The sequence below is a fragment of the Streptomyces capillispiralis genome, assembly GCF_007829875.1.
GTDB lineage: Bacteria > Actinomycetota > Actinomycetes > Streptomycetales > Streptomycetaceae > Streptomyces > Streptomyces capillispiralis.
On sequence record NZ_VIWV01000001.1, the window covers coordinates 4,908,950 to 4,932,390 of the forward strand.

The 23,441-nt window shown below is 69.7% G+C and carries 25 protein-coding genes and 1 pseudogene; 12 read left to right on the forward strand and 14 right to left on the reverse strand.

The features are described 5' to 3' along the window. Nucleotides 1–19: 19 nt before the first annotated feature. Nucleotides 20–1,366 carry a DUF445 domain-containing protein gene (locus tag FHX78_RS21305; protein ID WP_145869020.1) on the forward strand — a complete coding sequence of 449 codons (1,347 nt, stop codon included), beginning with the start codon at nt 20–22 and terminating at the stop codon, nt 1,364–1,366. A gap of 224 nt (nt 1,367–1,590) precedes the next feature. Continuing rightward, nucleotides 1,591–3,117 carry an MFS transporter gene (locus tag FHX78_RS21310; RefSeq protein WP_145869021.1) on the forward strand — a complete coding sequence of 509 codons (1,527 nt, stop codon included), beginning with the start codon at nt 1,591–1,593 and terminating at the stop codon, nt 3,115–3,117. 176 nt (nt 3,118–3,293) lie between these two features. Here FHX78_RS21310 and FHX78_RS21315 read toward each other — a convergent pair whose 3' ends face one another. Further along, nucleotides 3,294–3,596, reverse strand: coding sequence for a hypothetical protein (locus FHX78_RS21315; RefSeq protein ID WP_145869022.1), 303 nt, complete (start codon nt 3,594–3,596; stop codon nt 3,294–3,296). Between the two features lie 203 nt (nt 3,597–3,799). On the opposite strand from FHX78_RS21315, the gene FHX78_RS21320 reads away from it, so the two are divergent. The 5 genes from FHX78_RS21320 to FHX78_RS21340 all read left to right on the forward strand — a co-directional run bounded on the left by FHX78_RS21320 (nt 3,800) and on the right by FHX78_RS21340 (nt 6,571). Then, nucleotides 3,800–4,222, forward strand: a complete 423-nt coding sequence (locus FHX78_RS21320; RefSeq protein ID WP_189908735.1) for an Hsp20/alpha crystallin family protein — start codon at nt 3,800–3,802, stop codon at nt 4,220–4,222. Nucleotides 4,223–4,354: 132 nt separating this feature from the next. Continuing rightward, nucleotides 4,355–4,828: a DUF2267 domain-containing protein gene (locus FHX78_RS21325; RefSeq protein WP_145869024.1), complete on the forward strand. Its 474-nt coding sequence runs from the start codon at nt 4,355–4,357 to the stop codon at nt 4,826–4,828. 150 nt (nt 4,829–4,978) lie between these two features. Next, nucleotides 4,979–5,359, forward strand: a complete 381-nt coding sequence (locus FHX78_RS21330) for a VOC family protein (RefSeq protein ID WP_145869025.1) — start codon at nt 4,979–4,981, stop codon at nt 5,357–5,359. Between the two features lie 58 nt (nt 5,360–5,417). Then, the gene (locus FHX78_RS21335; RefSeq protein ID WP_145869026.1) at nt 5,418–5,999 is read left to right on the forward strand and encodes a sugar O-acetyltransferase; all 582 of its coding nucleotides are present in this window, start codon (nt 5,418–5,420) and stop codon (nt 5,997–5,999) included. Nucleotides 6,000–6,022: 23 nt separating this feature from the next. Next, nucleotides 6,023–6,571 carry a TetR/AcrR family transcriptional regulator gene (locus FHX78_RS21340; protein ID WP_145869027.1) on the forward strand — a complete coding sequence of 183 codons (549 nt, stop codon included), beginning with the start codon at nt 6,023–6,025 and terminating at the stop codon, nt 6,569–6,571. Between the two features lie 157 nt (nt 6,572–6,728). Here the strand turns inward: FHX78_RS21340 and FHX78_RS21345 are convergent, their stop codons facing one another. The 5 genes from FHX78_RS21345 to FHX78_RS21365 all read right to left on the reverse strand — a co-directional run bounded on the left by FHX78_RS21345 (nt 6,729) and on the right by FHX78_RS21365 (nt 11,636). Further along, entirely contained in the window at nt 6,729–7,973 is a 1,245-nt protein-coding gene (locus tag FHX78_RS21345; RefSeq protein WP_145869028.1) for an alpha/beta hydrolase, read from the reverse strand. Between the two features lie 151 nt (nt 7,974–8,124). Further along, nucleotides 8,125–9,162, reverse strand: coding sequence for a 2-hydroxyacid dehydrogenase (locus FHX78_RS21350; protein WP_167531814.1), 1,038 nt, complete (start codon nt 9,160–9,162; stop codon nt 8,125–8,127). Continuing rightward, entirely contained in the window at nt 9,159–10,379 is a 1,221-nt protein-coding gene (locus FHX78_RS21355; protein WP_483025208.1) for an NsdA family TPR-like regulatory protein, read from the reverse strand. The genes FHX78_RS21350 and FHX78_RS21355 overlap by 4 nt, the downstream gene beginning before the upstream one ends. 10 nt (nt 10,380–10,389) lie before the next feature. Next, on the reverse strand, nt 10,390–10,776 hold the full coding sequence (locus tag FHX78_RS21360; protein ID WP_145869031.1) for a hypothetical protein: 387 nt from the start codon (nt 10,774–10,776) through the stop codon (nt 10,390–10,392). A 263-nt stretch (nt 10,777–11,039) separates the two neighbouring features. Next, complete coding sequence (locus tag FHX78_RS21365) at nt 11,040–11,636, reverse strand: TetR/AcrR family transcriptional regulator (protein ID WP_145869032.1); 597 nt, start codon at nt 11,634–11,636, stop codon at nt 11,040–11,042. Nucleotides 11,637–11,723: 87 nt separating this feature from the next. On the opposite strand from FHX78_RS21365, the gene FHX78_RS21370 reads away from it, so the two are divergent. After that, nucleotides 11,724–12,458, forward strand: a complete 735-nt coding sequence (locus FHX78_RS21370) for an SDR family NAD(P)-dependent oxidoreductase (RefSeq protein ID WP_145869033.1) — start codon at nt 11,724–11,726, stop codon at nt 12,456–12,458. Nucleotides 12,459–12,570: 112 nt separating this feature from the next. Here the strand turns inward: FHX78_RS21370 and FHX78_RS21375 are convergent, their stop codons facing one another. The 5 genes and pseudogenes from FHX78_RS21375 to FHX78_RS21395 all read right to left on the reverse strand — a co-directional run bounded on the left by FHX78_RS21375 (nt 12,571) and on the right by FHX78_RS21395 (nt 15,824). Further along, entirely contained in the window at nt 12,571–13,347 is a 777-nt protein-coding gene (locus FHX78_RS21375) for a hypothetical protein (protein ID WP_145869034.1), read from the reverse strand. A 338-nt stretch (nt 13,348–13,685) separates the two neighbouring features. Beyond that, the gene (locus FHX78_RS37550; RefSeq protein ID WP_229924175.1) at nt 13,686–14,069 is read right to left on the reverse strand and encodes a hypothetical protein; all 384 of its coding nucleotides are present in this window, start codon (nt 14,067–14,069) and stop codon (nt 13,686–13,688) included. A 35-nt stretch (nt 14,070–14,104) separates the two neighbouring features. Beyond that, nucleotides 14,105–14,554, reverse strand: a pseudogene (locus tag FHX78_RS38180) (PH domain-containing protein); the annotation flags it as partial. A 205-nt stretch (nt 14,555–14,759) separates the two neighbouring features. Further along, nucleotides 14,760–14,978, reverse strand: coding sequence for a DUF397 domain-containing protein (locus FHX78_RS21390; protein ID WP_145869037.1), 219 nt, complete (start codon nt 14,976–14,978; stop codon nt 14,760–14,762). Beyond that, nucleotides 14,979–15,824, reverse strand: a complete 846-nt coding sequence (locus tag FHX78_RS21395; RefSeq protein ID WP_145869038.1) for a helix-turn-helix domain-containing protein — start codon at nt 15,822–15,824, stop codon at nt 14,979–14,981. Nucleotides 15,825–16,039: 215 nt separating this feature from the next. On the opposite strand from FHX78_RS21395, the gene FHX78_RS21400 reads away from it, so the two are divergent. Continuing rightward, nucleotides 16,040–16,735, forward strand: coding sequence for an ATP-binding protein (locus FHX78_RS21400; RefSeq protein ID WP_145869039.1), 696 nt, complete (start codon nt 16,040–16,042; stop codon nt 16,733–16,735). Here FHX78_RS21400 and FHX78_RS21405 read toward each other — a convergent pair. From FHX78_RS21405 to FHX78_RS21415, 3 genes are all read right to left on the reverse strand, one after another. After that, a protein-coding gene (locus FHX78_RS21405; RefSeq protein WP_145869040.1) for an IS5 family transposase occupies nt 16,672–17,480 on the reverse strand; the annotation gives its coding sequence in 2 pieces (ribosomal slippage) (nt 16,672–17,141 and nt 17,141–17,480; 810 coding nt in all). The two genes, FHX78_RS21400 and FHX78_RS21405, sit on opposite strands and share 64 nt — an antisense overlap. A 98-nt stretch (nt 17,481–17,578) precedes the next feature. Beyond that, the gene (locus FHX78_RS21410; RefSeq protein ID WP_229924249.1) at nt 17,579–17,902 is read right to left on the reverse strand and encodes a hypothetical protein; all 324 of its coding nucleotides are present in this window, start codon (nt 17,900–17,902) and stop codon (nt 17,579–17,581) included. Between the two features lie 338 nt (nt 17,903–18,240). Continuing rightward, a complete protein-coding gene (locus FHX78_RS21415; protein ID WP_145869041.1) occupies nt 18,241–18,816 on the reverse strand; it encodes a hypothetical protein in 576 nt (191 codons plus the stop codon). Between the two features lie 563 nt (nt 18,817–19,379). Between FHX78_RS21415 and FHX78_RS21420 the strand changes: the two genes are divergently transcribed. The 3 genes from FHX78_RS21420 to FHX78_RS21430 are packed head-to-tail and all read left to right on the forward strand — an operon-like array spanning nt 19,380 to nt 23,384. Then, on the forward strand, nt 19,380–20,105 hold the full coding sequence (locus tag FHX78_RS21420; RefSeq protein WP_145869042.1) for a hypothetical protein: 726 nt from the start codon (nt 19,380–19,382) through the stop codon (nt 20,103–20,105). A gap of 34 nt (nt 20,106–20,139) precedes the next feature. Continuing rightward, nucleotides 20,140–21,573 carry a ParB N-terminal domain-containing protein gene (locus tag FHX78_RS21425; RefSeq protein ID WP_145869043.1) on the forward strand — a complete coding sequence of 478 codons (1,434 nt, stop codon included), beginning with the start codon at nt 20,140–20,142 and terminating at the stop codon, nt 21,571–21,573. Beyond that, a complete protein-coding gene (locus FHX78_RS21430; RefSeq protein ID WP_373313043.1) occupies nt 21,570–23,384 on the forward strand; it encodes a DEAD/DEAH box helicase in 1,815 nt (604 codons plus the stop codon). The genes FHX78_RS21425 and FHX78_RS21430 overlap by 4 nt, the downstream gene beginning before the upstream one ends. Nucleotides 23,385–23,441 lie beyond the last annotated feature (57 nt).

Below are 23,441 nucleotides of genomic sequence, written 5' to 3' on the forward strand. Positions count from 1 at the left end.
CACCGAGCGGGTGGAGCGGATGGAACAGACCAAAACGGCTGAAACCGGAGACCGGGGCGCCGAAGGGCAGCATGCCCGCACCGGCGCGTTCTCGAACCGCGCCATGACGGCCTTCAGTCCCGCGGACGAGGAGAAGCAGCGCGGGGTGCGCCGGATGAAGCTCACCGCCACCGGACTGCTGCTGTTCGTCGCCCTGGTCTACGTCCTCACCAAGTGGGCCTCCCACCAGGGCGCGGGCCCCTGGGCGGGCTACGTGGCCGCCGCGGCCGAGGCCGGCATGGTCGGCGCGCTCGCCGACTGGTTCGCCGTCACCGCCCTCTTCCGCCGCCCCCTCGGCCTGCCCATCCCGCACACCGCGATCATCCCCACCAAGAAGGACCAGCTCGGCGTCTCCCTCGGCGAGTTCGTCGGTGAGAACTTCCTCTCCGAGGACGTCGTCCGGCTCAGGCTGCGCGCCGTCGGCATCGGCAGCCGGCTCGGCGCCTGGCTCGCCGTCCCGGAACACGCCGACCGGGTCACCGCCGAGCTGTCGGCGGCCCTGCGCGGCGCGCTGACCGTGCTGCGCGACTCCGACGTGCAGGCGGTGGTCGGCGAGGCCATCACCCGTCGCGCCGACGCCCAGGAGATCGCGCCCGGCATGGGCAAGATGCTGGAGAAGATCGTCGCCGACGGCGGGCACAAACGCGCCGTCGACCTCATCGTCACCCGGGCCCACGACTGGCTGGTGCTGCACGGCGACTCCGTGATGGACGCCGTGCAGGGCGGCGCGCCCGGCTGGACCCCCCGGTTCGTGGACCGCAAGGTCGGCGAGCGCGTCTACCGCGAACTGCTGCGCTTCGTCACCGAGATGCGCGACATGCCCGCCCACCCCGCGCGCGGCGCCCTCGACCGCTTCCTCACCGACTTCGCCTCCGACCTGCAGTCCGACACCGACACCCGGGCCCGGATAGAGCGTCTCAAGGGCGAGGTCCTCGGCCGCGACGAGGTGCAGGACCTGATCGCCTCCGCCTGGACCGCCGTACGCTCCATGATCGTCTCCGCGGCGGAGGACGAGCGCAGCGAGCTGCGGCTGCGCGTGCGGGCCTCGCTGCTCTCGCTGGGCGCCCGCATGGCCGCCGACCCCAAGGTGCAGGGCAAGGTCGACGGCTGGGTGGAGGGCGCCGCGGTGTACGTGGTGACCACTTACCGCAAGGAGATCACCTCGCTGATCACGGACACGGTGGCGAGCTGGGACGCCGAGCACACCACGAAGAAGATCGAGGCGAACATCGGCCGCGACCTTCAGTTCATCCGGATCAACGGCACAGTGGTCGGCTCCCTGGCCGGCCTGCTCATCTACACGGTGTCGCGGGCGCTGGGGGCATAGCGCGCGGCGGGACCAGCGGGACCAGCGGGGCGAGCGGGGCGACGGGCCGCTCCGCGCGGCGGAGCGGGACGCCGGCGCGGGGCATGGCACGCCCGGTGTGAGGGGGCGGGCGGCGCGCCCGAAGGGACGGGGCGGGCGGGCGTCGGGGAGGCGGGCGGCCGGGCGGGCGTGAAAGCGCCGGCCCGGGGCATCCGACGGAGGTCGCTTCGCCAGGGAGGGAGCCCATGACCACCGCGCAGTCCGGGACCGGACGCACCATCACCACCAGCATCCCCGCCCGTCTGGACCGCCTGCCGTGGTCCCGCTGGCACTGGACCGTCGTCATCGGTCTCGGCACCGTGTGGATCCTCGACGGCCTGGAGGTCACGGTCGTCGGCAACATCGCCGGCCGCCTGTCCGAGCCGGGCAGCGGACTGCCCATCACCTCGGGCGAGGTCACCGGCATCGCCGCCGCCCTCTACGTGGCCGGTGCCTGCGCGGGCGCCCTGTTCTGGGGCCGCCTGACCGACATCTGGGGCCGCAAGAAGCTCTTCATGATCACCCTCGCGGTCTACCTCGGCGCCACCGCCCTCACCGCGATTGCCTTCGACACCTGGTGGTTCTTCCTCTTCCGCTTCCTCACCGGCTTCGGCATCGGCGGCGAGTACGCGGCCATCAACTCCGCGGTCGACGAGCTGATCCCGGCCCGGTACCGGGGCCGCGTCGACCTGATGATCAACGGCAGCTTCTGGCTGGGCGCGGTGGGCGGTTCCCTGCTGTCGATCCTCGCGCTGGACACGTCGATCTTCCCGGCGGACGTCGGCTGGCGCCTGACCTTCGCCCTCGGCGCCGTCCTCTCCCTGGTCATCCTCCTCGTACGGCGCCACGTCCCGGAAAGCCCCCGCTGGCTGCTGATCCACGGCCGTGACGAGGAAGCGGAACGCATCGTCGGCGAGATCGAGCAGCGGGTCGAGGCCGAGCGGAAGGAGCCGCTGCCCCGCGCGGAGGGCGAACTGACCATCCACCAGCGCAAGAACGTCACGTTCACCGAGATCGCCCGCACCGTCTTCGCCAAGTACCGCAGGCGCTCCGTCCTCGGCTTCTCCCTCTTCATCGGTCAGGCGTTCCTCTACAACGCCATCACCTTCGGCTTCGGCGCGATCCTGACCACGTTCTACGACGTGCCGTCAGGCAGCACCGGCTACTACTTCGCCGTGATCGCGGTCGGCAACTTCCTGGGCCCGCTGCTGCTCGGCAAGCTCTTCGACACGGTCGGCCGCCGGGTGATGATCTCCGGCACGTACCTGCTCTCGGGCATCCTGCTGTTCGGCACGGCCTGGCTCTTCGACCGGGGCTCGCTCGGCGCGACGACCCTCACCGCCTGCTGGTGCGCGGTCCTGTTCTTCGCCTCCGCCGGTGCGAGCAGCGCGTACCTGACGGTCTCCGAGGTCTTCCCCATGGAGACCCGCGCGATGTCCATCGCCTTCTTCTACGCCCTCGGCACCGCCGCGGGCGGCATCAGCGGCCCCCTGCTCTTCGCCGACCTCACCGGCACGGGCAAGGTCGGCGACACGGTCCTCGCCTTCCAGATCGGCGCCGGCCTGATGTGCGCGGCGGGCCTGGTGGCCGCGTTCCTCGCGGTGAAGGCGGAGCGCCGCTCCCTGGAGGACATCGCCACGCCGCTCACGGCGGCGGCGTCCCAGGCGAAGGCGGGGACCCGCCCGGACCTGGACGCGGACGCGGGCCCGGGCTCGCAGCCGGTGACGCCGTGAGCCGGGCGCGACACTTGGCCCCCTCCGTGAGCGGGGTACGGCACCTCGCCCTCTCCGTGAGCCGGGCGCGGCACCTCGCCCCCTCCGTGAGCGGGGTACGGCACCTCGCCCCCTCCGTGAGCCGGGCGCGGCACATCGGTCCCGCCGTCCAGCCGGGCCGGCTCAGCCGTGCCGGTTCAGCCCCGCCGGTCCGCCACCGCCCACGAAGCGAGCGCCACGGCCCCCGCGGCGCCGAACACGGCGGGCCAGGCGCCCACCTTCCTGGCCAGCGGATGCGACCCGGCGAACGCGGCGACGTAGGCCACGGACAGCGCGCCCGCCGCCCTGCCCCCGGCCCGCTCCCGCCACTGCTGCGCCGCAGCGGCCCCGGCGACGGCGAGGACGACCCCGCCCAGCTGCCGCTTCCGGGTCCAGCGGGCCACGCCGTACCCCCCGACGAGTCCGCTCGCGGCCACCACCGAGCTGGGAACCTTCGCCATGCCTGCCTGCCTTCTGCCACGACGCCCGAGGGGGGCGGTCTCTCACCGGCTTCCGAGGCTAACGCCCGGACGGCGTACGGACCGCACGGGGGCGGCCCGGCTCGACTTGAGTCGGAGGTTGTCAAGTTTCCTCCTCCGAGCTATATAAGAAGACGTAGACGAGGGCATCGCACAGATGACACCGCAGAAGGGAGTGGACTGTGATGCTCATGCGTACCGACCCGTTCCGCGAGTTCGACCGGCTCGCGCAGCAGGTCCTCGGTTCGGCCGCCCGTCCCTCGGTGATGCCGATGGACGCCTACCGGGCGGGGGACGACTTCATCGTCCACTTCGACCTCCCCGGCATCGACCCGGAGAGCATCGAACTGGACGTCGAGCGCAACGTCCTCAACGTGCGCGCCGAACGCCGCTCCCCGGCCCCCGAGGACGCGGAGCCGGTGGTCGCCGAACGCCCCACCGGCACCTTCACCCGTCAGCTCTTCCTCGGTGAAACCCTGGACACGGAACGCATCGACGCCTCCTACGACGCCGGCGTGCTGACCCTGCGCATCCCGGTGGCGGAGCAGGCCAAGCCGCGCCGCATCCAGATCACCGGCGGCGGCGGCCGCAGGCAGATCAGCAGCTGACGCAGCACCACGCACCGCGTCCCGCGGACCCCGGCCGTCCACCGGCCGCCCGCGGGGCGCGCCCCCATGCCCGCCCGTCCCGGTGCAGCGGGGCGGACGGCCGAGGCCCCGGAAGAAGGAGAGGAGCCGCACATGACCACGCTGACCACCCCGCGCACGCCCGCACCCGCGAGCCCGCGGCCGGTGATCCCGGCCCCGGAGCGCAGCGACGGCTGGCGCCAACTGATCGACACGGTGAAGGAGTCGGGCCAGTACCCGACGCGGGCGGAGGCGGAAAGCGTCACCCGTGTCGTCCTCTCCGCCCTCGGCGGCCACGTCGTCGGTGACGAACGCGTCGAACTCGCCCGCGCCCTGCCCGAGGAGGCGGCGAGAGTCGTCGCCTCGCAGATCCCGGCGACCCGCAGCCTTACGGCGGCGGAGTTCGTCGACTCGGTCGCGGCCCGCATCGAGGGCGCGACCCCGGCCACGGCCCGCTGGGACGTCAGCTCCGTCCTGAGCGTCCTGCCGGCCCTGGTGGGCGACGCCCTGGTGACCCGCGTGCTGGCCCACCTGCCCCCGGGCTACGCCCTCCTCTTCGGCCGGGCGGAGCTGGCCCCGGCGCAGTGACCACCCGGGGACCTGACCGCCGGACCCCCGGCCGGTCCGTCGTTCAGGTCCCCGGAAAACCGCTCGCCCCGCACCCTCCCCGCGCGGGAAGCTGCCGCACCGACCCCCGACCGCCGGGGGCCGGAACAGGACCCCGCCCCGGGAGGGCAGTTGACCCACCACCCCGTCATTCGCCACATCACCTTCGACTGCACCGGCGACCCCTACGACCTCGCCCTGTTCTGGAGCGGGATGCTCGGCAACCCGCTCGCCGACGACGACAAGCCGGGCGACCCCGAGGCCCTGATCGAGGACCCGTCCGGCGGCCCGGGCCTGCTGTTCGTCCGGGTGGAGGAGGGCAAGACCGCGAAGAACCGCCTCCACTTCGACCTGCGGCCCCGGGGCCGCACCCGCGCCGACGAGGTGGCCCGCGCCCTCGCGCTCGGCGCCCGCCTGCTCGCCGACCACACCCGCCCCGACGGCGGCGGCTGGGTCACCCTGGCCGACCCGGAAGGCAACGAGTTCTGTATGGAACGGGGCGAACTGGACTGACCGTGTCGTCCTGTTCCGGTGGGTGCCCCGGCGCTCCGCCGAGCGTACGATCGTACGCATGCCGACGGACCACTTCGCGGGTGACCCGCGCACCAACCTCGAACGGATGCTCGCGGGCGACCTCTACATCGCCGACGACCCGGAGATCGCCCGCCGGCTGCGGCACGCGATGCGGCTGACGGCCCGCTACCAGAGCGCGTACCTGGAGGACCCCGCCGAGGCGAGGAAGATCCTCACCGAGCTCCTCGCCTCCGCCGGGGAGGACGTCGACGTACGCCCGCCCCTGTACGTCGACTACGGCAGCAACATCACCATCGGCGCCCGCACCTTCGTCAACTACCACCTGACCGCGCTGGACGTCGCCCCCATCACCATCGGCGAGGACTGCCAGATCGGACCCAACGTCCAGCTCCTCACGCCCACCCACCCGGTGGAACCGGGGCCCCGCCGCGACAAGCTGGAGGCCGCGCTGCCCATCACCATCGGGGACAACGTCTGGCTCGGCGGCGGGGTCGTCGTGTGTCCCGGAGTGACCATCGGGGACAACTCCGTCATCGGCGCCGGCGCGGTGGTCACCAAGGACGTCCCCGCCGATGTCGTCGCCGTCGGCAACCCGGCCCGCCCGGTCCGCACGATCTGACCCCCAGCACCGAGCACCCCGCCATGGCCACCGGACACACGGACCCGCACCGCCGCGCCCGCATCCTCGCCGCCACGCTCGACCTGATCGTCGAGGAGGGCGTGGCCGGCGTCTCCCACCGCAAGATCGCCGCGCGCGCCCAGGTCCCCCTGGGCTCGATGACGTACCACTTCACCGGCATCGACGACCTGCTGCGCGAGGCCTTCACCGGCCACGCCGACCACTACGTGACCCTCTTCGAACAGCACCTCGGCGGAGCCACCACCCCCGACGAGGCCCGGGAGGCGGTCACCGACCTCATCCACACCCTCTCCGAGGGCCCCAACCGCGATCTGGTCCTCACCCAGGAGCTCTACACCCTGGCCGCCCGCCACGAGCAGTACCGGGTCCTCTGCCGCACGTGGATGCGCCGCAGCCGCGACCTCCTGGAACAGCACTTCTCCCCGCCCACGGCCCGTCAGCTGGACGCCCTCATCGAGGGCCTGACCCTGCACCGGGCCATGGACGACCACCCGCCCGACCGCGCACTGACCCGCGAGGCGGTGGCCCGCATCACCCGCGCGGTCCCGTGAGCGAGCGGCAGAACCCCTTGGCAGGGTGCGCCGATGCCGTCGATCAGGCAGTCCCAGGTCACCTTCGACTGCGCGGAACCCGGTGAAGAGCGCCTCGCCGCACCCGAGGCCGGGTGCTGAGGTCGGACACCCGTACCCGGGACCGACTCCCGGAGCGTCATGGCGCGGCGGGTGATACGGGATCACGCAGCGAGCGGGCGAAGAACGCGGCCAGGTGGTCGCGCTGGGTGACGACGGCCCGGGCGGGGCTGATCGTTCCGATGACGGCGGTGACCACGCCGCGCGGAAGGTCCAGGGCGCGGGCGATCCGGGGGAGCACCGCCACAGCGTCGGAGTACGTGCCGTGCGCGGAGCCGGGCAGCGTCACGCAGCGGTGCCACGCGCCGCTGTTGCGGGCGAGTGCGCCCCAGGAGGGCACGGTGGCGAGGTCGTTGCCGTCCTTGCCCATCAGGAGGAACGGGCGGTCCAGGCCGTTTCGCGCCACGGTCGAGTAGTGGCCGGGGTCGCCGGGCTCCTGGACGTACGCGAGCACACCGTCGAGGTCGGCGGCTGCCCGGAGCCGGCGGTCGTCGTGCATCGTCTGCAGGGCGGCGAACCCGCCGGCCGAGTGGCCGAACATCCCCGTACGGGACAGGTCCGCCACACGGCGAAGCTCCTTCGGCAGGGCGGAGGGCAGCGCGTCGAGCACGAAGCGGAGATCCGCCACCCGCGCCTGCACGGTCTGTTCGAGCAGCGCCCTGATCCGTTCCTCGTCCCCGCCCGTCGCCTCCAAGCGCGCCGGGAGAACGGTGTGCTCCACGCGGTCACCGGGGAACTCCACGGCTGTCGCGTCGTACGTGTGGTCCACGGTGACGACCATGTGTCCGCGCGAGGCGAGATCGTCGGTCAGGGTGGTGCCGAAGGTGCGCGGGTCGAGGACGCCGGGCGAGTACAGCACGACCGGGTACGGCCCCCCGCGCAGGTCCGCGGGGGCGCCCTCGTGGGCGTGGGTCAGGGTGGCGGCCCAGTCGACCCGGTCCGCCGGCACCTCGCCGAGGTTGTTCAGCGCGGCGAACGCCGCTGCCGCGCCGGACCGCATGTGCGGGGCGCGCGGGTGTGCGCGGGTGACGCCGGGCCGTGCCGGGTAGCGCACGTCGACCATCAGCTCCCGGTACGGGCGGCCGGGCACCCATGGATCAGGGCGTGACGTGTCGACCAGCCGCAGCGACACCGTGCCCAGGACATGGGGTCCGCCCGGGGCGGGGAGCGTCAGCCGGACGGATGGTGCGCCCGCCTCCCGTGAGCCCGGCGTTGCCGACCGGGACGCGGCGGAGCCGGTGCCCCGCCCCGCGGCGTGCGCCGGCGTGGCGGCGGCCAGGGCGGCGGCGACCGCGGCGAGCAGGGTGGCGCGACGGGTGGGCACGATGATTACCCCGTTTCCGATGCTGGTTCGGGCGCGATGCGGGCGCATGCGGGCGCTGTCGGCAGCAGGATCTCGGACGAGGATGCCGGTCGCCATCCGCGTGGCCCGTGGGGCGCGGGGGGATACCCCGTCGAGGTGACGTACCGCCCGATCAGTCTCCCTGTCCCGCGGAATGTCCCATGGAATGTCCCATGGAATGTCCCATGGAATGTCCCACGAAAGGTCCCACGAAAGGGTCCGGACCGGGGCCTCGGGGTCCCGCCACCACGTTCTCCGCCCGTCCGCTCAGGAACGCCTCGACGTTGCCGACGCAGATGTCGCCCTTCCGGGCCAGCGCGGTGTCCGTGTAGAAGCCGATGTGGGGCGTGGCCACCACGTTGTCCAGAGCCGTGATGTCGCCGCGCTCGGGGTCCAGGTCGTCGAGGCCCGCGCCCGCCAGCCGGCCGTTCGTCAGCGCGTCGTGGAGAGCGTCCTGGTCGACGAGGGCGGCGCGGGCGGTGTTGATCAGGAACGCTCCCGGCTTCATCATCGACAGCTCCTTCTCGCCGAGCAGCCCGTGGGTCCCCGGGGTGAGCGGCAGGTGCAGGGAGACGAAGTCGGCCTCGCGCAGCAGGTCGGGCATCGGCCGGAACTCGACTCCGAGCCGCCCCGCCCGCTCGTCCGACATGTTCCTGGCGTACGCGAGCACGCGCATGCCCAGCGCGGCGCCGAGCCCGGCGAGACGGCTGCCGATGTCCCCGACACCGATGATCCCCAGCGTGCGGCCGCCGAGTTCGGTGCCGCCGAGGCCCTGCCAGGACAGGGTGCCGCCGCGCACTCTCCGACTGCCGCGGGCGATGTTGCGGCAGAGCGCCAGCATCAGGCCGAGGGCGAGCTCGGACACCGCCGACCCGGCGTAGGCGGGGACGTTCGTCACGGTGATGCCGAGCCGGGCGGCGGCGCGCACGTCCACGTAGTCGTGCCCGGTGGCCCAGACCGAGATCATCCGCAGCTCCGGGAGCTGCCGCAGGAGCGCGGCGTCCAGGGAGGTCCAGCCGAGCACGGCGACCTCGGCACCGCTCAGGCGACGCCTGATCTCCTCCGCCCCGGCGGGAGCGGTCGTGTGCACCTCGACCTCTCCCATGCGCCGCAGCCTGGCGATCTGGGCGTCACTGAGGTCGCAGTCGTCCAGCAGCACGATCCTGGTCACTCGGGTCTCCCGTGGGGGGTGAAGTGGTGTCGGACCTCCAGGAGGTGCTGTGCTTCCGAGGTCGCGATCATCGACGAGGGGATGGCGCGGATCACGTCGTCCGCCCATGAGGCGAGCAGCGGACTGCGGTGCTCCGCCGGAACGTCCCGCAGGACCGACCCGACGAGGCGGCAGCCCTCCTCGACATCGACACGGCGCACGAGGAGCGCGGCCTGGTTGAGCCGCACCAGCTGGGGATCGAGCCACTCGGACGGGTCGAACAGCGCGAGCGCCGCTGCCTGCGCGGACAGGGCCGGGCCGGTCAGCCCGAGGGTGGTCAGGGCGACACCGCGGCTGAGGGCGGCCTGCTGGACGGTCCAGTCGAACAGGCCGAGGTGCTCGTGCGGTGGTGCGGTGTCGTGAGCCTGCTCCGCCAGGTCCAACGACCGCAGTACGCCCCGCTGGTCGCCGAGGGCGGCGCGGGCGCGGGACTTCACCGTGTGGCCCATGACGGTCGCCGCCGGCGATCGGCGGGGAGCGGTGTCGACGGCGGCCTGCGCCAGCCGGGACGCTTCCTGGAGGGAGGCCGCGTAGTGCAGGGCGATGAAGCCCGCACGCGCGAACGTCCAGGCGCGCAGCTCACGGTCGCGGATCTCCAGGGCCAGCCGCCGGGCGAGGTGCATCCACTTCCTGGACTCGGCCGGACGCCCGAGGTCGTCCACGACCACCGCCACCATGGCGCTCAGTCTCCCCATGAGCCGCAGCGCCCTCTTCTGCGCGTCGGGCAGGCGGCAGGCCTCGAGCAACTCCTGGAGGTCGATGAAGTCGGACAGCAGCTCCCGCAGATAGGCGAGCGGGGGAGCGGACGCGTACCGCAGGGCGTGGCCGTGGACGGCCTCCTCCCACGCGTCGAAGACCCCCCGGGCCGGACCGCCGGCCGACAAGTACTGTTCCGTGCGGCTACGGGTGAGTGCGACCGCCTCGATGGTGCCGTCGGTGAGCGGGATCCCCACGCCCGCCCCAATGGCTCGTAGAAAAGACCGTCGCTCCATCGTGTCCCTGACGTCTCCGAAAGCCAGCGAATCGCGTCTGTCGTGCGTACGTCCGCCGGGGCCTTCTTCAAGAGTTACGGAGCCGTATACCGAACCAATGACCGTGACTTTTTCGATGTTCGCTTCCCCGCTCACGGCCACGTGCTGTGCCGGGGGAAGTCCAGCCGGTGGCTCGGCCTTCCTCATATGACTCGCCTCAGAAACTCACATCGCCCTTGACCGAGCCGAAAGTGGCCACTTTACCGATGGAAGCATGGTCCTGGACCGTCATCACGACGCGCTGGGCCTCTGGATCGTCTTTCGTGGTGTCCAGTACGTCCTGCAAGGCCTTGGCGAATGCGCCGTCCGACTGCAGATGGCGTTCGAGGTGAGAGGCCAACGTGGTCACCTCGCGTGGATCCTCGGGATGCCGGCGGGCCGCATCCAGTGCCCGGGAAGCATCGGGGTCACCGGTGAACCGCTTCCCCACCAGCGTCATCAGCCTGCCGACCACGTTGTAGATCGCTCCACCGGCGAGGGCACCGGTGTGCTCGACGGCGCCCTTGGCGAGCAGGACGGCAATGGTCAGAGCCAGCGGTTCCACGGCGCCCCCTCTTGTCCTGTTGCCCGGCCGAGCCAGTTTGGCAGAGGGGCCCTTTACTGAGAAGGGCTTGTTTCGGACTGTTCCTCCGGAAGAGGTACGCCTACCGAGAGGCCGGCTTTTCTGTGGCGTACGGGTAATCCCGGGCGAGGCCATTCGAGGAACTGCGTACAAGCATCTACGTAGGATGTCGTACGGCCGATTATGTGGATATCGGGTGGACACCGTGCATCGGGTGGCGTCCATCCGATCATCATTGAGCTTCTTCAGTGAGCGGGTCGGGGCAGTACGGCGAGGGCTGTCCGCGCTATATCGGTCAGCGTCTCCTCGCTCGCTCCGGCCTTGCCCAGCGCTTCGATGCCGCGCAGTACGGCGAGCATCAGTGCGGCCAGCTTTCCCGGATCCGCGTCCGCGGCGATATCGCCATTGCGCCGGCAGGCTGCGATGTCGTCCTCCAGCAGCGCCTGCAGTGCGTCGATGGTCGCGCGCGCCCGCTTGGCCACCGTCTCGTCGTGTTCGGCCAGCTCGGCGGCACCCTTGGCCAACAGGCATCCGCGGCGGGCGGTGTCCGCGGCAGTCGCCGCCGCCATCGCGTACACGTGGGCGGACAGTCGTGCGTAGGCGTCCGCGTCGTCGCCGCGCAGCTGCCGGCTCACGGCATCGACGACGGAGCCGCAGTAGTCGTCGAACACACGGTGGAACAGCTCCTGCTTGCAGCCGAACGCGCCGTACAGGCTGCCTTTGCCGAGTCCCGTTGCCTCGGCGATGTCGTCCATGCGCGTGGCGGCGTACCCACCCGACCAGAACCGCTCCCGGGCAGTGTCCAGTACCTGCTGCTCGTCGAACTTCCTGGGTCGTGCCATGGGCACAGCCTACCGTTCTTGACTGGTTCGTCCATAACGGTTTAGCGTTACGGACGAACCAGTCAAGAATTGAGGAGTGGACGCGTCATGACGGAAGTACTCGCAGGCAAGGTGGCGGTGGTCACCGGAGCGGGCAGCGGCATTGGGCTCGCCATCGCCAGGCGGTTCGCCGCGGAGGGGGCGCGGGTGTTCCTGGCCGGTCGCCGTCAGGAGCCGCTCGACGCGGCCGTCGCTGAGATCGGGCCGGCGGCCACCGCTGTGAGAGCCGACGTCTCGGTACAGGCGGACCTCGACGACCTCTACTCGGTCGTGCGCGAGGAGGCGGGCCGCATCGACGTGCTGGTGGCCAACGCCGGCAGCGGTGTCCCTCAGCGTCTCGGTGACATCACAGAAGAAGCCGTCGACGCCACCTTCGGCACGAACGTGAAGGGCACGATCTTCACCGTGCAGAAGGCGCTGCCCCTGCTGTCGGACGGCGCCTCGATCATGGTGACAGGATCGACCAGCACCCTCCGCCCCGGACCGAGCCTGGAGGTCTACGGGGCGTCGAAGGCAGCGCTGCGCAACCTGGTGCGCAGCTGGGCGCTCAGCGCGCGGGAGCGGAACTTCCGGGTGAACGTGCTGAGCCCCGGCCCGACGGAGACCCCGGGCCTGATCGGCATCGTAGGCCCGGACCTCCACCAGTTCGCCTCGGAGGTGCCGCTCGGCAGGATCGGCCGCCCGGAGGAGATCGCCGCCGTGGCGACGTTCCTGGCCTCGGACGCTTCCAGCTTCGTCAACGGCGTCGACTGGTTCGTCGACGGAGGCCAGGCGCAGGTCTGACCGCGCCCCTCATTCGGTGTCGCCAAAGCCGTACTCACCCTGGAGCGGCACCGCTGAAGAAGCGCGTTGAAGGGATGTACGGAAGGGATGTACGGCAGGGCTCGACTCGGTGTCAGCCGTCGGTTCCACGCGGCGGCGGGAATTCCCGTACGACGTCTCCGCCCCGGGGTGCGTAGCACGACATCCCCACGTTCCACCCGAACCCGTTGAGCAGGGCGTGCAGTTCCTCCCACCGCTCCGGCTCCACCTGACCGGAGAAGCGGATGAGGTGGGGGTCGGAGAGCGTGCCGAGCCGGGCCCAGTCGGTGGAGAAGGCGAGCTCTCCGCGGAAACGGTCGTCCGGCCGCGTGTCCCACCCCGCTTCGGCCAGCGTGTCGGCGACCTCGCCCAGCGAGGGCGTGGGGCCGCCGTCGCCGCCCGCGTCGAAGCGCCGGTACACGGCCCCGTAGACGTTGGGCAGGCCGTCCAGCTTCCGCCGTAGCCAGTCGGGGACGTGCTCCTCCGCGCGGGGGAAGTACGTCAGGTCCCGGGCGTAGTGTTCGGGCGTGAAGGACGGTGCCTCCGGCTCGTGGTCGTAGTCGTAGTCGGCCGAGTACCGCTCCGGGACCAGGGTGTAGGTCAGCGTGTACCAGGTGCCGAGGGCCTCGCTGTACATCCCCGCCCGCAGCCGGCGGCACAGGTCGTCGATGCCCTTCGGGATGCCCGCGGCGGTGAGACTGCCGCCGTCCGCGTCCATGACCGCCAGGGAGGCCATCGAGCCGCTGGAGACCAGATCCGACCACCGGAGCGTCGCCTTCGCCCAGCCTTCGGGGAGCCCGCCGGCCAGGACACCGCCGATCTCGGCGCAGACGTCGGCCTGTTCAGTGGGATCCAGGGGAGTGGGCGGCACGGTGTCACCTTTCCTCGGTCGAGGGCATGCGGTCGGGGTGTCGGTCGGGGTACTCGGTCGTCGGTCCCACCACGACCGGACGCGCCGCGTGGTCGTCCGGTTGCGGCGGTACCGTGAACCCTCCGTGCGGAGACGGGCCCCGACGCCGCACCGTCCGGCGTACTGGCCGCTGCCGCACGCATACGTGGATGCCGGCACCGGAGCGGATGAAAGCGGCGAAGCCCGCCGAGATGCCGGTCCAGCCGGTGGAACGCTCGGGCTGGGGCCGGCTGGTGCGCCGGCCCTGCTGGTGAACGGACGGGAGCGGCCCGAGAGGACGTCGGACGACGCCGGCCGGGTCAGGGCATATCGGCGGTGTCCCGGCGGTCGATGCGGCGGACAGCGACCTGGTACACGACGGTGAACACCACGACCGGCACGAAGCCGATCCCCTGGAACAGCACGGGAACCCCCTTGTCGTCCCAGTCCCACACGTCCCCCAGGACGAACCCGACCAGCAACAGCCCAAGGAACGAGCCGACGGTCAGGAAGACGGCCGACACCATCGCCGAGGCGCGAGCCGAGGCGCGGCGCCGGGCCGCCGACACGAACCCTTCGGCCGGGGCCGTCCAGCCTTCGCCACGGGACCGCACCCATACGTCCTTGATGGCGCGCACCTCGGCGGGCTGTGCCCCGACTCCTCCCGGCAGGGCGAACATCCGGCCCTCGCGGTCGAGCAGCATCGTCCTGGACGAGACGGATCGTCCTCGATACCGATGCCCAGCACGTCGGACCACGCGGTCCTGCGGGTCCGGAACAATCGCCGTACGGCGATGTGGTCCTCGTGGACGATGGTCGCCGCCCGCCAGAACCGGACGATGCCGAGATACACCCAGCCCATCAGCACGAGCATCCCCGCCCTGAACGTCACCGGCAGGTCGTCCTCCGGCACGATCGTCCCCGCCAGAGGCAGACCGGGCAGCCCGAGCACGAGGGTCACGAACAGCAACTGCGCGAGCGGCAGCCGGTACGTACGGATCACCCGACCACTGCCGCTGCCGCTCCCAGCCCCCACATGCCCCTCCCACCGGAGATCGGCGTTCGCCCCACCCACGGTATCGCCGAGTCCCCGCCCCGGATCCTGCCGCTCGACGACAAACAAGGATCCGAACCGATGCTCCCGACGTCGGTGAAATGCCCGCGCGGCCACCGCTGTTGACCGGGTCATGAGTCAGCGACCGGCTCCGCGCCCCCGGTCCGACGAAGCCCTCTTGCCTGGGAGTCCGCGAGTGCGACCTGTGTCCGGCGGGGGACACGTCGGCTCCGGAGAGAAACGGGGAGCTACGGATCCCGGGTGAGCTCGCCATCGCCGCGGCCCTCATATGCCACCGCAGACTGGCCAAGTGAAATGACGTCTAAGCGGCTCGGGATCGTTACGCGGACACGGTCGGATGTGCCTGCCTCAATCCCTCCACGAAGAAACGCCAAGCACCGGTTTTGACGGAGACGACAGAGCCGTCCGCGTCCTTGGAATCACGTATGAGCACGCCGTGCGTGACGTGCGCGCACTCCACGCACTCGGTCGTGTTCGCGCCGCTGTAAGACGACTTGAACCATGCGAGCTCGGGAGGGGCGGGAAGACAGGCGGGCATCTACAGCTCCTTGCGTGCGCGGTGGATCAGGGCGGAGGAAGCCTCCATGTCCAACGCTTGTGCGCGAAGGTACTCGAACGCAAGTCTGTATCGCTCCAGCTCTTCGTCCTTCTCCAGGAAGAGCGAGCCGGTGTGGAAGTCCACATAGACCACGTCAAGGGCTGACTCCGTACCGCCGATGATCACAAAGCTGCCAAGGGCGGCGCCATGAGCGCCGTTTGAGAACGGCAGCACCTGGAGTGTGATGTGCGGTGACTCGTTGACTTCGAGAAGTCGCCCGAGCTGCTCCCTCATGGTCCCCGGCGATCCCACGACCCGGCGGATCACGGACTCGTCGAGGATCGCCCACAGGCGGGGCGGCTTCGGGCGCGCGAGGATCTCCTGCCGCTTCATACGGATGTCCACCAGCCGCTCGATCTCGGCCGGCTCCAGCGGGATCTCGTTGGCCCTCTGCAGAGCGGTGCTGTAGGCGCGCGTCTGGAGAAGGCCAGGGACGTAGACGCAGGAGAAGTGGTCCTCGCGTACGGCCTCGTCCTCAAGGGTGAGCAAGAGGTTCATGCTCTCCGGGATGGAGTCGGCGAAGGAGCTCCACCAGCCCTGCTGCCTGGCGTCCTTGGCCAGGCGCACCACGGCCTCCCGTTCGGCGTCCGTGGCGCCGTACTCACGGCACAGCGCGTCCACGACGATCCACTTCACCGGTCCCGCCTGCGTCTCATACCGGCTGACCGTGGCCTTCGACACGCCGACCAACGCCCCGGCTTCCTCGAGGGTCATCCCCTTCCGGGCACGCAACTTGCGCAACATCGCGCCCAGTTGGCGACGGCGTGTGGTGGTCCTTACGGGCATGGGACTCCTCTGGCACGTGGCCCGGACGGCCGCTCGGGCCTGAACAGGCTAGGCAGCGTCGACCTGGCTCGGTGCGGGATTCACCCGTTCGAGGCTGGTGAGAAGTTACACCGTGAGATTTCTCTGTGTCATTCTCAGTAGCGGACAGCTACGCAATGCAGCCGTTCGGACACGGCGTGGCGCAGCATGCGCGTGGCGCGGGAGGGAGCATCCTCATGCCCGGTATCGACACCAGGGATATTCAGCACCGCTGCGTTCTGCCCTTTGAGGCGCTGCCGGCGGAGGTACGGCTGCTGCGGAGAAGCGCCGTCGCGCAGCTCGGCCAGTGGGGTGTGCCCTCGATCGGCGATGAGGCCCAACTCGTTGTCACGGAGCTGGCGACGAACGTCATCAAGCACGTTGGTGAGGGCACATCGGCGACGCTGATCCTGGAGTGGAAGGGCGAGCGGCTACGCGTCGAGATGCATGACAAGAGCCGATCACTTCCCGCGCCGCGCGCTGCCGACTTGAGCGCGGAGTGCGGCCGAGGCCTCCACATGCTCGCAGCGATGACTGTGGACTGGGGGACCGTCGTCACAGCGCTCGGCAAGGTGGTGTGGTGTGAGATCGAGCTGGGGGCCGAGACCGCGTGCCGTCGTGTGGGTCGTGCGGTGGCGGCGCTGGAGAACTACCAGGGCTGCGGCGGGGCGGGCGCGGGAGGGCGGCAGCGCGAGGCGGCGCTGGAGGAGTCGGCGATCGAGCTGATCGCCGACTTGCTGCACTGGACATCCGCACGCGGCCTGGACCCGGATGACGTGCTGGACCGGGCGCAGATGCACTACGAGGCGGAGGCGGCTTACTGCTCGTTTCAGAATGAGGTCCGAAGGCGGCGGAGGCATATGAGGCTGCAGGCCAGTTCGAGCAGGCCCTGATGTAGATCGGCGCGCCGTTCGTAGCGGGTGCGGAGCCGTTTGAACTGGTGCAGCCAGGCGAAGGCGCGCTCGACGACCCAGCGCACCTTGCCCAGTCCGGAGCCATGAGCGACACCCCGTCGGGCGATCAGGGGCCTGATGCCACGTTTCCACAGCAGGCGGCGGTACTTGTCGAAGTCGTAGCCCCGGTCCGCGTACAGGCGTCGAGGTTTGTGGCGCGGGCGTCCCCGCAGTCCCCGGATCGGCGGGACGGCGTCGAGCAGGGGCAGGAGCTGGGTGACGTCGTGTCGGTTGCCACCAGTGAGCTTCACGGCGAGTGGGGTTCCGTGGCGGTCGACAATCAGGTGGTGTTTGGAGCCGGGGCGGGCGCGGTCGACGGGTGAGGGGCCGACGTGGTCCCCCCTTTGAGGGCGCGGACGTGTGATCCGTCCGCGGAGCAGTCGTCCAGGTCCAGCAGGTCGGCGCGGCGAAGCTCAGTCAGCAGGGCGGCGTGCAGGCGTGGCCAGACCCCTGCCTCGGTCCAGTCCCGCAGCCGGCGCCAGGCCGTCACGCCGGAACAGCCGACAGTCTCCGCCGGGACGTCTCGCCAGGCGACGCCGGTCCGCAGCACGAACAGGACGCCGGCGAGTGCTGTCCGGTCAGGAACACGCAACCGCCCGGGATGCCGGTGGCGTCGTTCGGGAGGGGGTGGCAGCAACGGGGCCACCCGATTCCACAGGTCGTCCGGAACAAGATCAGCACGCACCCGGACACCTTGCCGACCGAGATCGTCGAGTACAAGACCCGCGGCATCTCCTCGCGACTTGCACGGAGGGTCTGGCGTCAGTTCGCCAGGTCGAGCGCTCAGCCTGAGGCGCCCTCCAGCGGAAGGTGGTCTCGGAAGTACTGCGACTCCAGCCACTCCTCCTTCACGAAGAGCGGACGGGTCAGGCGTGCTGCCCCGACCTGCTGCGAGCGCAGAAGAACCCCGAGATCGGTCAGGGAAAGCGAGTCATCAGGCGTGTAGAGCAGACAGTTCCCATGCTCAGCAGCGTGGTCCAGCAGGAACTGCTGGCCCTGCTCTGGATCGCTTCCCGCCAGTGGGAAGCCAGACAGGAAGACCTGCGGACCGGTGACCGCATCCAGTGCAACACAGGCGAGCTTGCCCGCGTCGTAGAACGCTTTCACCCCATCCGGGAAGTCCTCCTGTGCATACCGACCGCCAACCCTCTCCTGCGGTCCAGGGACCAAAAGTGCCTGGGCGACCTCGGCTGGAGACATCCCGAACCGCAACGGACCCACACCGGCTCCCGACCGCAGCTCCCAGCACTCCCGCTCCGCATCCACGCCCATTCACCCACTCCTACGTTCCGACCGGTCCGGACCAAGCCGTATGCACAAGACCATGGGCCAAGGTGCCAACTCAGCTGTACAAGTGCCAACAGGATTGCTGCTCTCGGCGGCAGTCATTCTGAAACGATCAGTAAGACGGTACGCCGGTGTTTCCGCCCGCCGCGCGCCGGCGATCATTCCAGCGCCGCGTGGAGTATCGCGCCGGCATCGTCGGGCGAGCCCTGCTCGTGCAGGGTCAGGGCCACCTGCAGCACGTCCTGGTCGCCCTGGTCGCGGCCGTAGACGTGGATCAGGTTGTCAGCGAGCTCGTCGTGCTGCTGCTGACGCAGAAGCAACAGCACTCCCGCCGTCTCAAGCGGGTTGAGGACTTCCGTGGAACGCCGCAGCAGCATGAGTGCGGCCTCTGCCCGGCCGTCGGCGTCGAGCCTTCCCGCTTGCGTCACCAGACCGCGTACGGCAGAAACATCTGTTCGCATCCGCTGCCGGTCCCCCTTGCGGCGGGGGACCGGCAGCGGACCTGATGGCGTCCGCGCCGCAAGACGGGCTTGCAAGCCGGCTCTGGTGGTCTTGAGTTCCTTGACCGCCTCTTTCAGAACGGCTACCTCGTCGCGCAGTGCCGCACGCTCCGACTCCACGGTCCGCAGTTGTTCAGTCAGGGCGTCGACCTCGGCCGCCAGGGCCCCGTTTCCGCGACGTCCCCGTTCCGCTTCCGCCTGCTTGTGGAGCAGTCTCAGCGTCTCCAAGGTCACGCCGACAGCATGGTCACCGCCAGCGTCGCGGCATGCTGCTCCGTACAGTGCTTCCACTATGGCCAGGTCTGGCATGGACTGTCCGCTCAGGAACCTGGACAAGGAGCTCTCGCAGCAGGGGATTCGGGCGGCCGCTTTCGCCTGAGTCAGCCGTGTTCCTGTGTGTCCGGCTGTTTTGTCCGGCAGTAAGTGTCGGCAGAGTTGTTGCAGGGCCTCAGCGAGATTCCGCATGTGCGGGCCCACTTCGCTGCGGAATCGCTTGTCTATCCAGGTGGGTCCGCCCGCGATAACCCCGTCACGTGCCATGCCGTCTCCGTCTCGCTGTGCCGATAAGTCGCCCAACCATCTCTGGTGCTCCCGCCATTGTCCCCGGGGCGGCGGCTGTGGCCCTTGCTAATTGCTGAGCAAGCGTTCTAGGGATGGACGTCCATTCGGTTCGTAGTGGAAGACTGGAGACCGCTGGGAACCGCCAGATAGTGGGGGGCGTATTCCACTTGCATGCCGTTTGTTCTTGATGTGTGCATTCAAGGCGGTATGTGACGTGAGCGATCCGGAGGCGCTAGATGACGCTGCCGTCGTGGCAGATGAAGACGGACGGTAACCGGAAGGTCGGAAGCATGGCGCGTGCCGCGCTGTGGCTTCTGACCGAGGTGGGGGAGGGCAACATCTTCACGAAGGCCGAGCTGCGCTCCGCCTTTTCTGACGTCGCGCAGATCGACCGGCGCATCAGGCAGCTGCGTGACTACGGCTGGCGTATTGACGTCAGCCGCGAGGATCCGTCGCTGAAGCAGGACGAGCAGAGGTTCGTCTCCAGGGGGGCTGACGTCTGGATCCGTGGCCAGGCGAAGACTCCCAAGCACAAGAACAGCCTTACGGCGGCACAGCGGCAGAAGGTGTTTCAGGCGGACAGCTACCTGTGCCGGTCATGTGGCATCGCGGCCGGTGAGGAGTACGGAGACGACGACGTCACGCAGTCCGTGCTGAACATCGCGCGTCGCAAGGTGGTGCTGGCTGACGGGTCGGAGGAGTACCAGTTCGTCACCGAGTGCAAGCGGTGCGGCTCGGGAAGCGCCGACCGCGAGGTGAACCTGGGGGCGCTGCTTGAGCTCGTCGAGGACCTGTCCCCGATGGAGCGGCGGATTCTGGCCGGCTGGGTCGCTGCTGACCAGCGGTCACCGGAGCCGATCGAGCGGCTGTGGGGCCTTTACCGGACCTTGCCTGAGGAGGCCCGGAAGGCCGTTGCCGATGCGCTCGGCGACGCTGACGCGGCTGACGGCAAGAACGACTGAGCGCAGAACAGAGAAGACGGAGGGACGGGGAAAAATGCTGCGGGAGTTTCCGCCGCCGCCGCGCGCGGCGGAGTTCAGCGAACTGATCAGAAAGAAGGTCCAGGAGGCCAAGGCCGCCGGCGGGACCAGGGAGACGGTCAAGGTCGACTGGAACGAACAGCAGGCCCACGTCGAAGTGATCGACCTCCCGCTCAGCGGGCTGTACCTCAATCCGGGCACGCACAGGATCCGTGCTCAGCGGAGCCACAACGCGGCCTCCGACGAGGCACTCGACAAGGACCCCTGGACCAAGGAGAGCCAGGACTACCTCACGTTTCTCCTCAAGGCCTCGCCCACTGACCCCAACCTGCGCGATCCCGACTTCGACAAGCTGAAGGAAAGCCTGCACCAGTTCGGACAGAACGATCCCGGGCTCGTCACGCACCAGGGTGTGCTGGTGAACGGCAATACGCGCGCGGTAGCGCTGCGGGACCTCCGTGTGCAGACGATGCGCGTGGGCGTACTCCCTGAGTCGTTCACCTGGGCGGACATCAACGCGGTGGAGCTTTCGCTCCAGCTGCGGATGGACCACCGCCGGGACTACACCTACATCAACCGGCTGCTCGCTATGGAAGAACAGGCATCGCTGGGCAGGACGCCTGAGCAGATCGCCAAGGACTTCCGGATCCAGGTGAAGACCTACCACCAGGAGCGGTGGATCCTCAGCACCATCAAGGAGCTGATCGACCGGAGCAGGAGCGGCGGAGGCGTAGCGCTGCGGCTCGTTGACTGGGAGGGCGCCCAGGAGCGGCTCAAGGAGCTGCACCGGCTGTACGTGAAGCTGGAGGGCGTCGACCGGGACCAGGCGGAGGTCCTCAAGGAGTGGCGGCTGGCGGCGATCCTGCTCGACTTCTCCAAGACGGACGTCAGGCACATCGACGAGGACTTCCTGAAGGAGGATTACCTGGCGCACGCGCTGCCCGCTCCGCTCAGGACTGAGGGGTCCGCCACGGGAGAGGACTCCGTGTCGATCCCCGGGCTGGGACTGGCGGTTCCGGGTGCTTCCTCAGCGGTCTCGGAAGCGCGGGCGCTCAACGACCAGCTTCTCAGGGCGGCTGCCGCCGTGCGTACTACGGGAGCCGGCCTGGCCGACAGCGACAAGGAGAAGGGGCAGGCCGTACTCGACGACGCCAAGAAGGCGTTCGACGAGGCGATCGAGGTCGCGGGACGCAGCGCACGGCTGCGCAAGCGCAAGCAGCTCGCGCCAGCCCGGCTTGCTGAGGCGAGCGCGAGCATCGACCAGTGCGTGATGGACCTGGTGCAGGCCCGCACGTCCCGCAGCCTCGACGAAGAGGCCTTCGACGAAGCCGTACTGAAGTTGCGGAGCAGCCTGCGCAAGCTCGCGCAGCAGGCCGGCCGAGGACTGCCCACCCCTGGGGACGGGGTGTCCTGGCTGCTCAAGGCTGTGTCCTCGGAGGAGCCGCGGTGACGGATCTGACCGGAACCTCCCTGCGTCTCGGGTTCGACGAGACGCGGACCCGGGTCACCTTGAGGACCACCGACGAATACCGTCAGGACCTCGTGGAGCTGGCCGCCCGCTTCCGTACGGGCGGCCAGCTGGACCCGCTGAGCGCGTCAGTCGCGCTCGACGAGCTGCTCGCCAATCTCGGGGCTCTCAGTGGATGGCCTCATCACGCCGGTGTCGAGTGGGCTCCGGAACTGCGGGACCTCGTGGCCGGCGTCGTACAGGACGCCAACACCGTCAAGGCACGGCTCGCGGGGACGGAGCCGCGTGGTGAGGTCTCCCCGGACCAGGTGCCGCGCTTGCTGGGGGACACCTGGCAGGCGGAACTCAGTGAATTCCAGCGCAGGGACATAGCCAAGCTGCTGTCCCTGCAGCACGGGGCGAACTTCAGCGTGCCGGGTGCGGGCAAGACACGGGTGGGTTTGGCCGTGTACGCCGCGCAGAAGGAGCAGGGGAAGGTGAGCCGGCTCCTCGTGGTCTGCCCGAAGTCGGCCTACGAGTCCTGGCGGTACGAGACAGCGGTGTGCCTCAGGTACCCACTGCGCACACACGTGCTCGACGGGTCGATGGACCAGTGGGCCGAGGTCCTGATCGTGAACTACGAGCGGCTGGACCGGTCGCTGCCCAGGCTTGCCAGCTGGCTGAAGGCCGCATCCTCAATGATCATCCTCGACGAGGCGCACCGGATGAAGCTCGGTGCACGGGGCACGTACGGTGCCGCGTGCATGGCCCTGGGGCCACTGGCGGCACGACGGATGATCCTCACCGGTACGCCGGCCCCCAACGGCTCCAAGGACCTGGAGAACCTGCTGGGCTTCGTGTGGCCCGGACACGGGCAGCGCTCGGTGGTCCAGGCTGTGGCGGGGGGTGATCTCGCGTACGCCAGCTCTGTGCTTCGTCCCCTGTTCACCAGAACGACCAAGCAGGAGCTGGGCCTGCCGCCGATGCGGCTGAGGATGCGGTACGTCGATATGCCGCCGCTGCACCAGGAGATCTACGCCTCACTCGTAGGCGGTATGAGCAACGGCACAGCGAGGGACGATCTCAGCGCGCTGGGCAAGACGGCGCTTCGGCTGCTGATGGCGGCGACGAGCCCCGCACTGCTTCTGGAGGGTGGCAGCAGGTATGAGCCTCTGGCGTACCAGCTGCCGCCGCTGGACATCCCCCAGGGCAGCTCGCTGTACTCGTTGATGCAGAACCTCCCGGACTACGAGGTGTCGCCGAAGTACAAAGAAGCGGTGGCGATCGTGGCCGAGAACGCCGGGCGGGGCCGCAAGACGCTGGTCTGGACGACGTTCGTCCGAAGCCTGACGACCCTGGAACGGATGCTGGAGAAGTACGGTCCGGCCGTGGTCTACGGAGGCACCGCGGACCGGGACGAACAGCTGCGCCGCTTCCGCGAGGACCCCAGCTGCATGGTGCTGATCTCCAATCCGGCGACGCTGGGCGAAGGGATCAGCCTTCACCATGTCTGTCACGACGCCGTGTACGTTGACCGGGACTTCATGGCGGGACGTTTTCTGCAGAGCCTTGACCGCATTCATCGCCTCGGTCTGGCACCGGACACGGACACGCGGGTCACCGTTCTTGCCGCACGGGACACCGTCGACGAGGTGGTGGAAGCGCGTCTCGACCAGAAGCTGGAGTTCATGGGGCGCATCCTGGACGACCCTACGGTGCAGCAGCTCGCTGACTTGGAGGAAGAACCCTCGGTCGCGGCAGGTCTCGCCCCCAGCGACATCGAAGCCTTGCTCCGGCACATGGGGACTAGGTAGGTTCAATACTTTGGTTTCCCGGCTCGGCTTGATCTTGCTGGGCCGGGTTTGACCCGG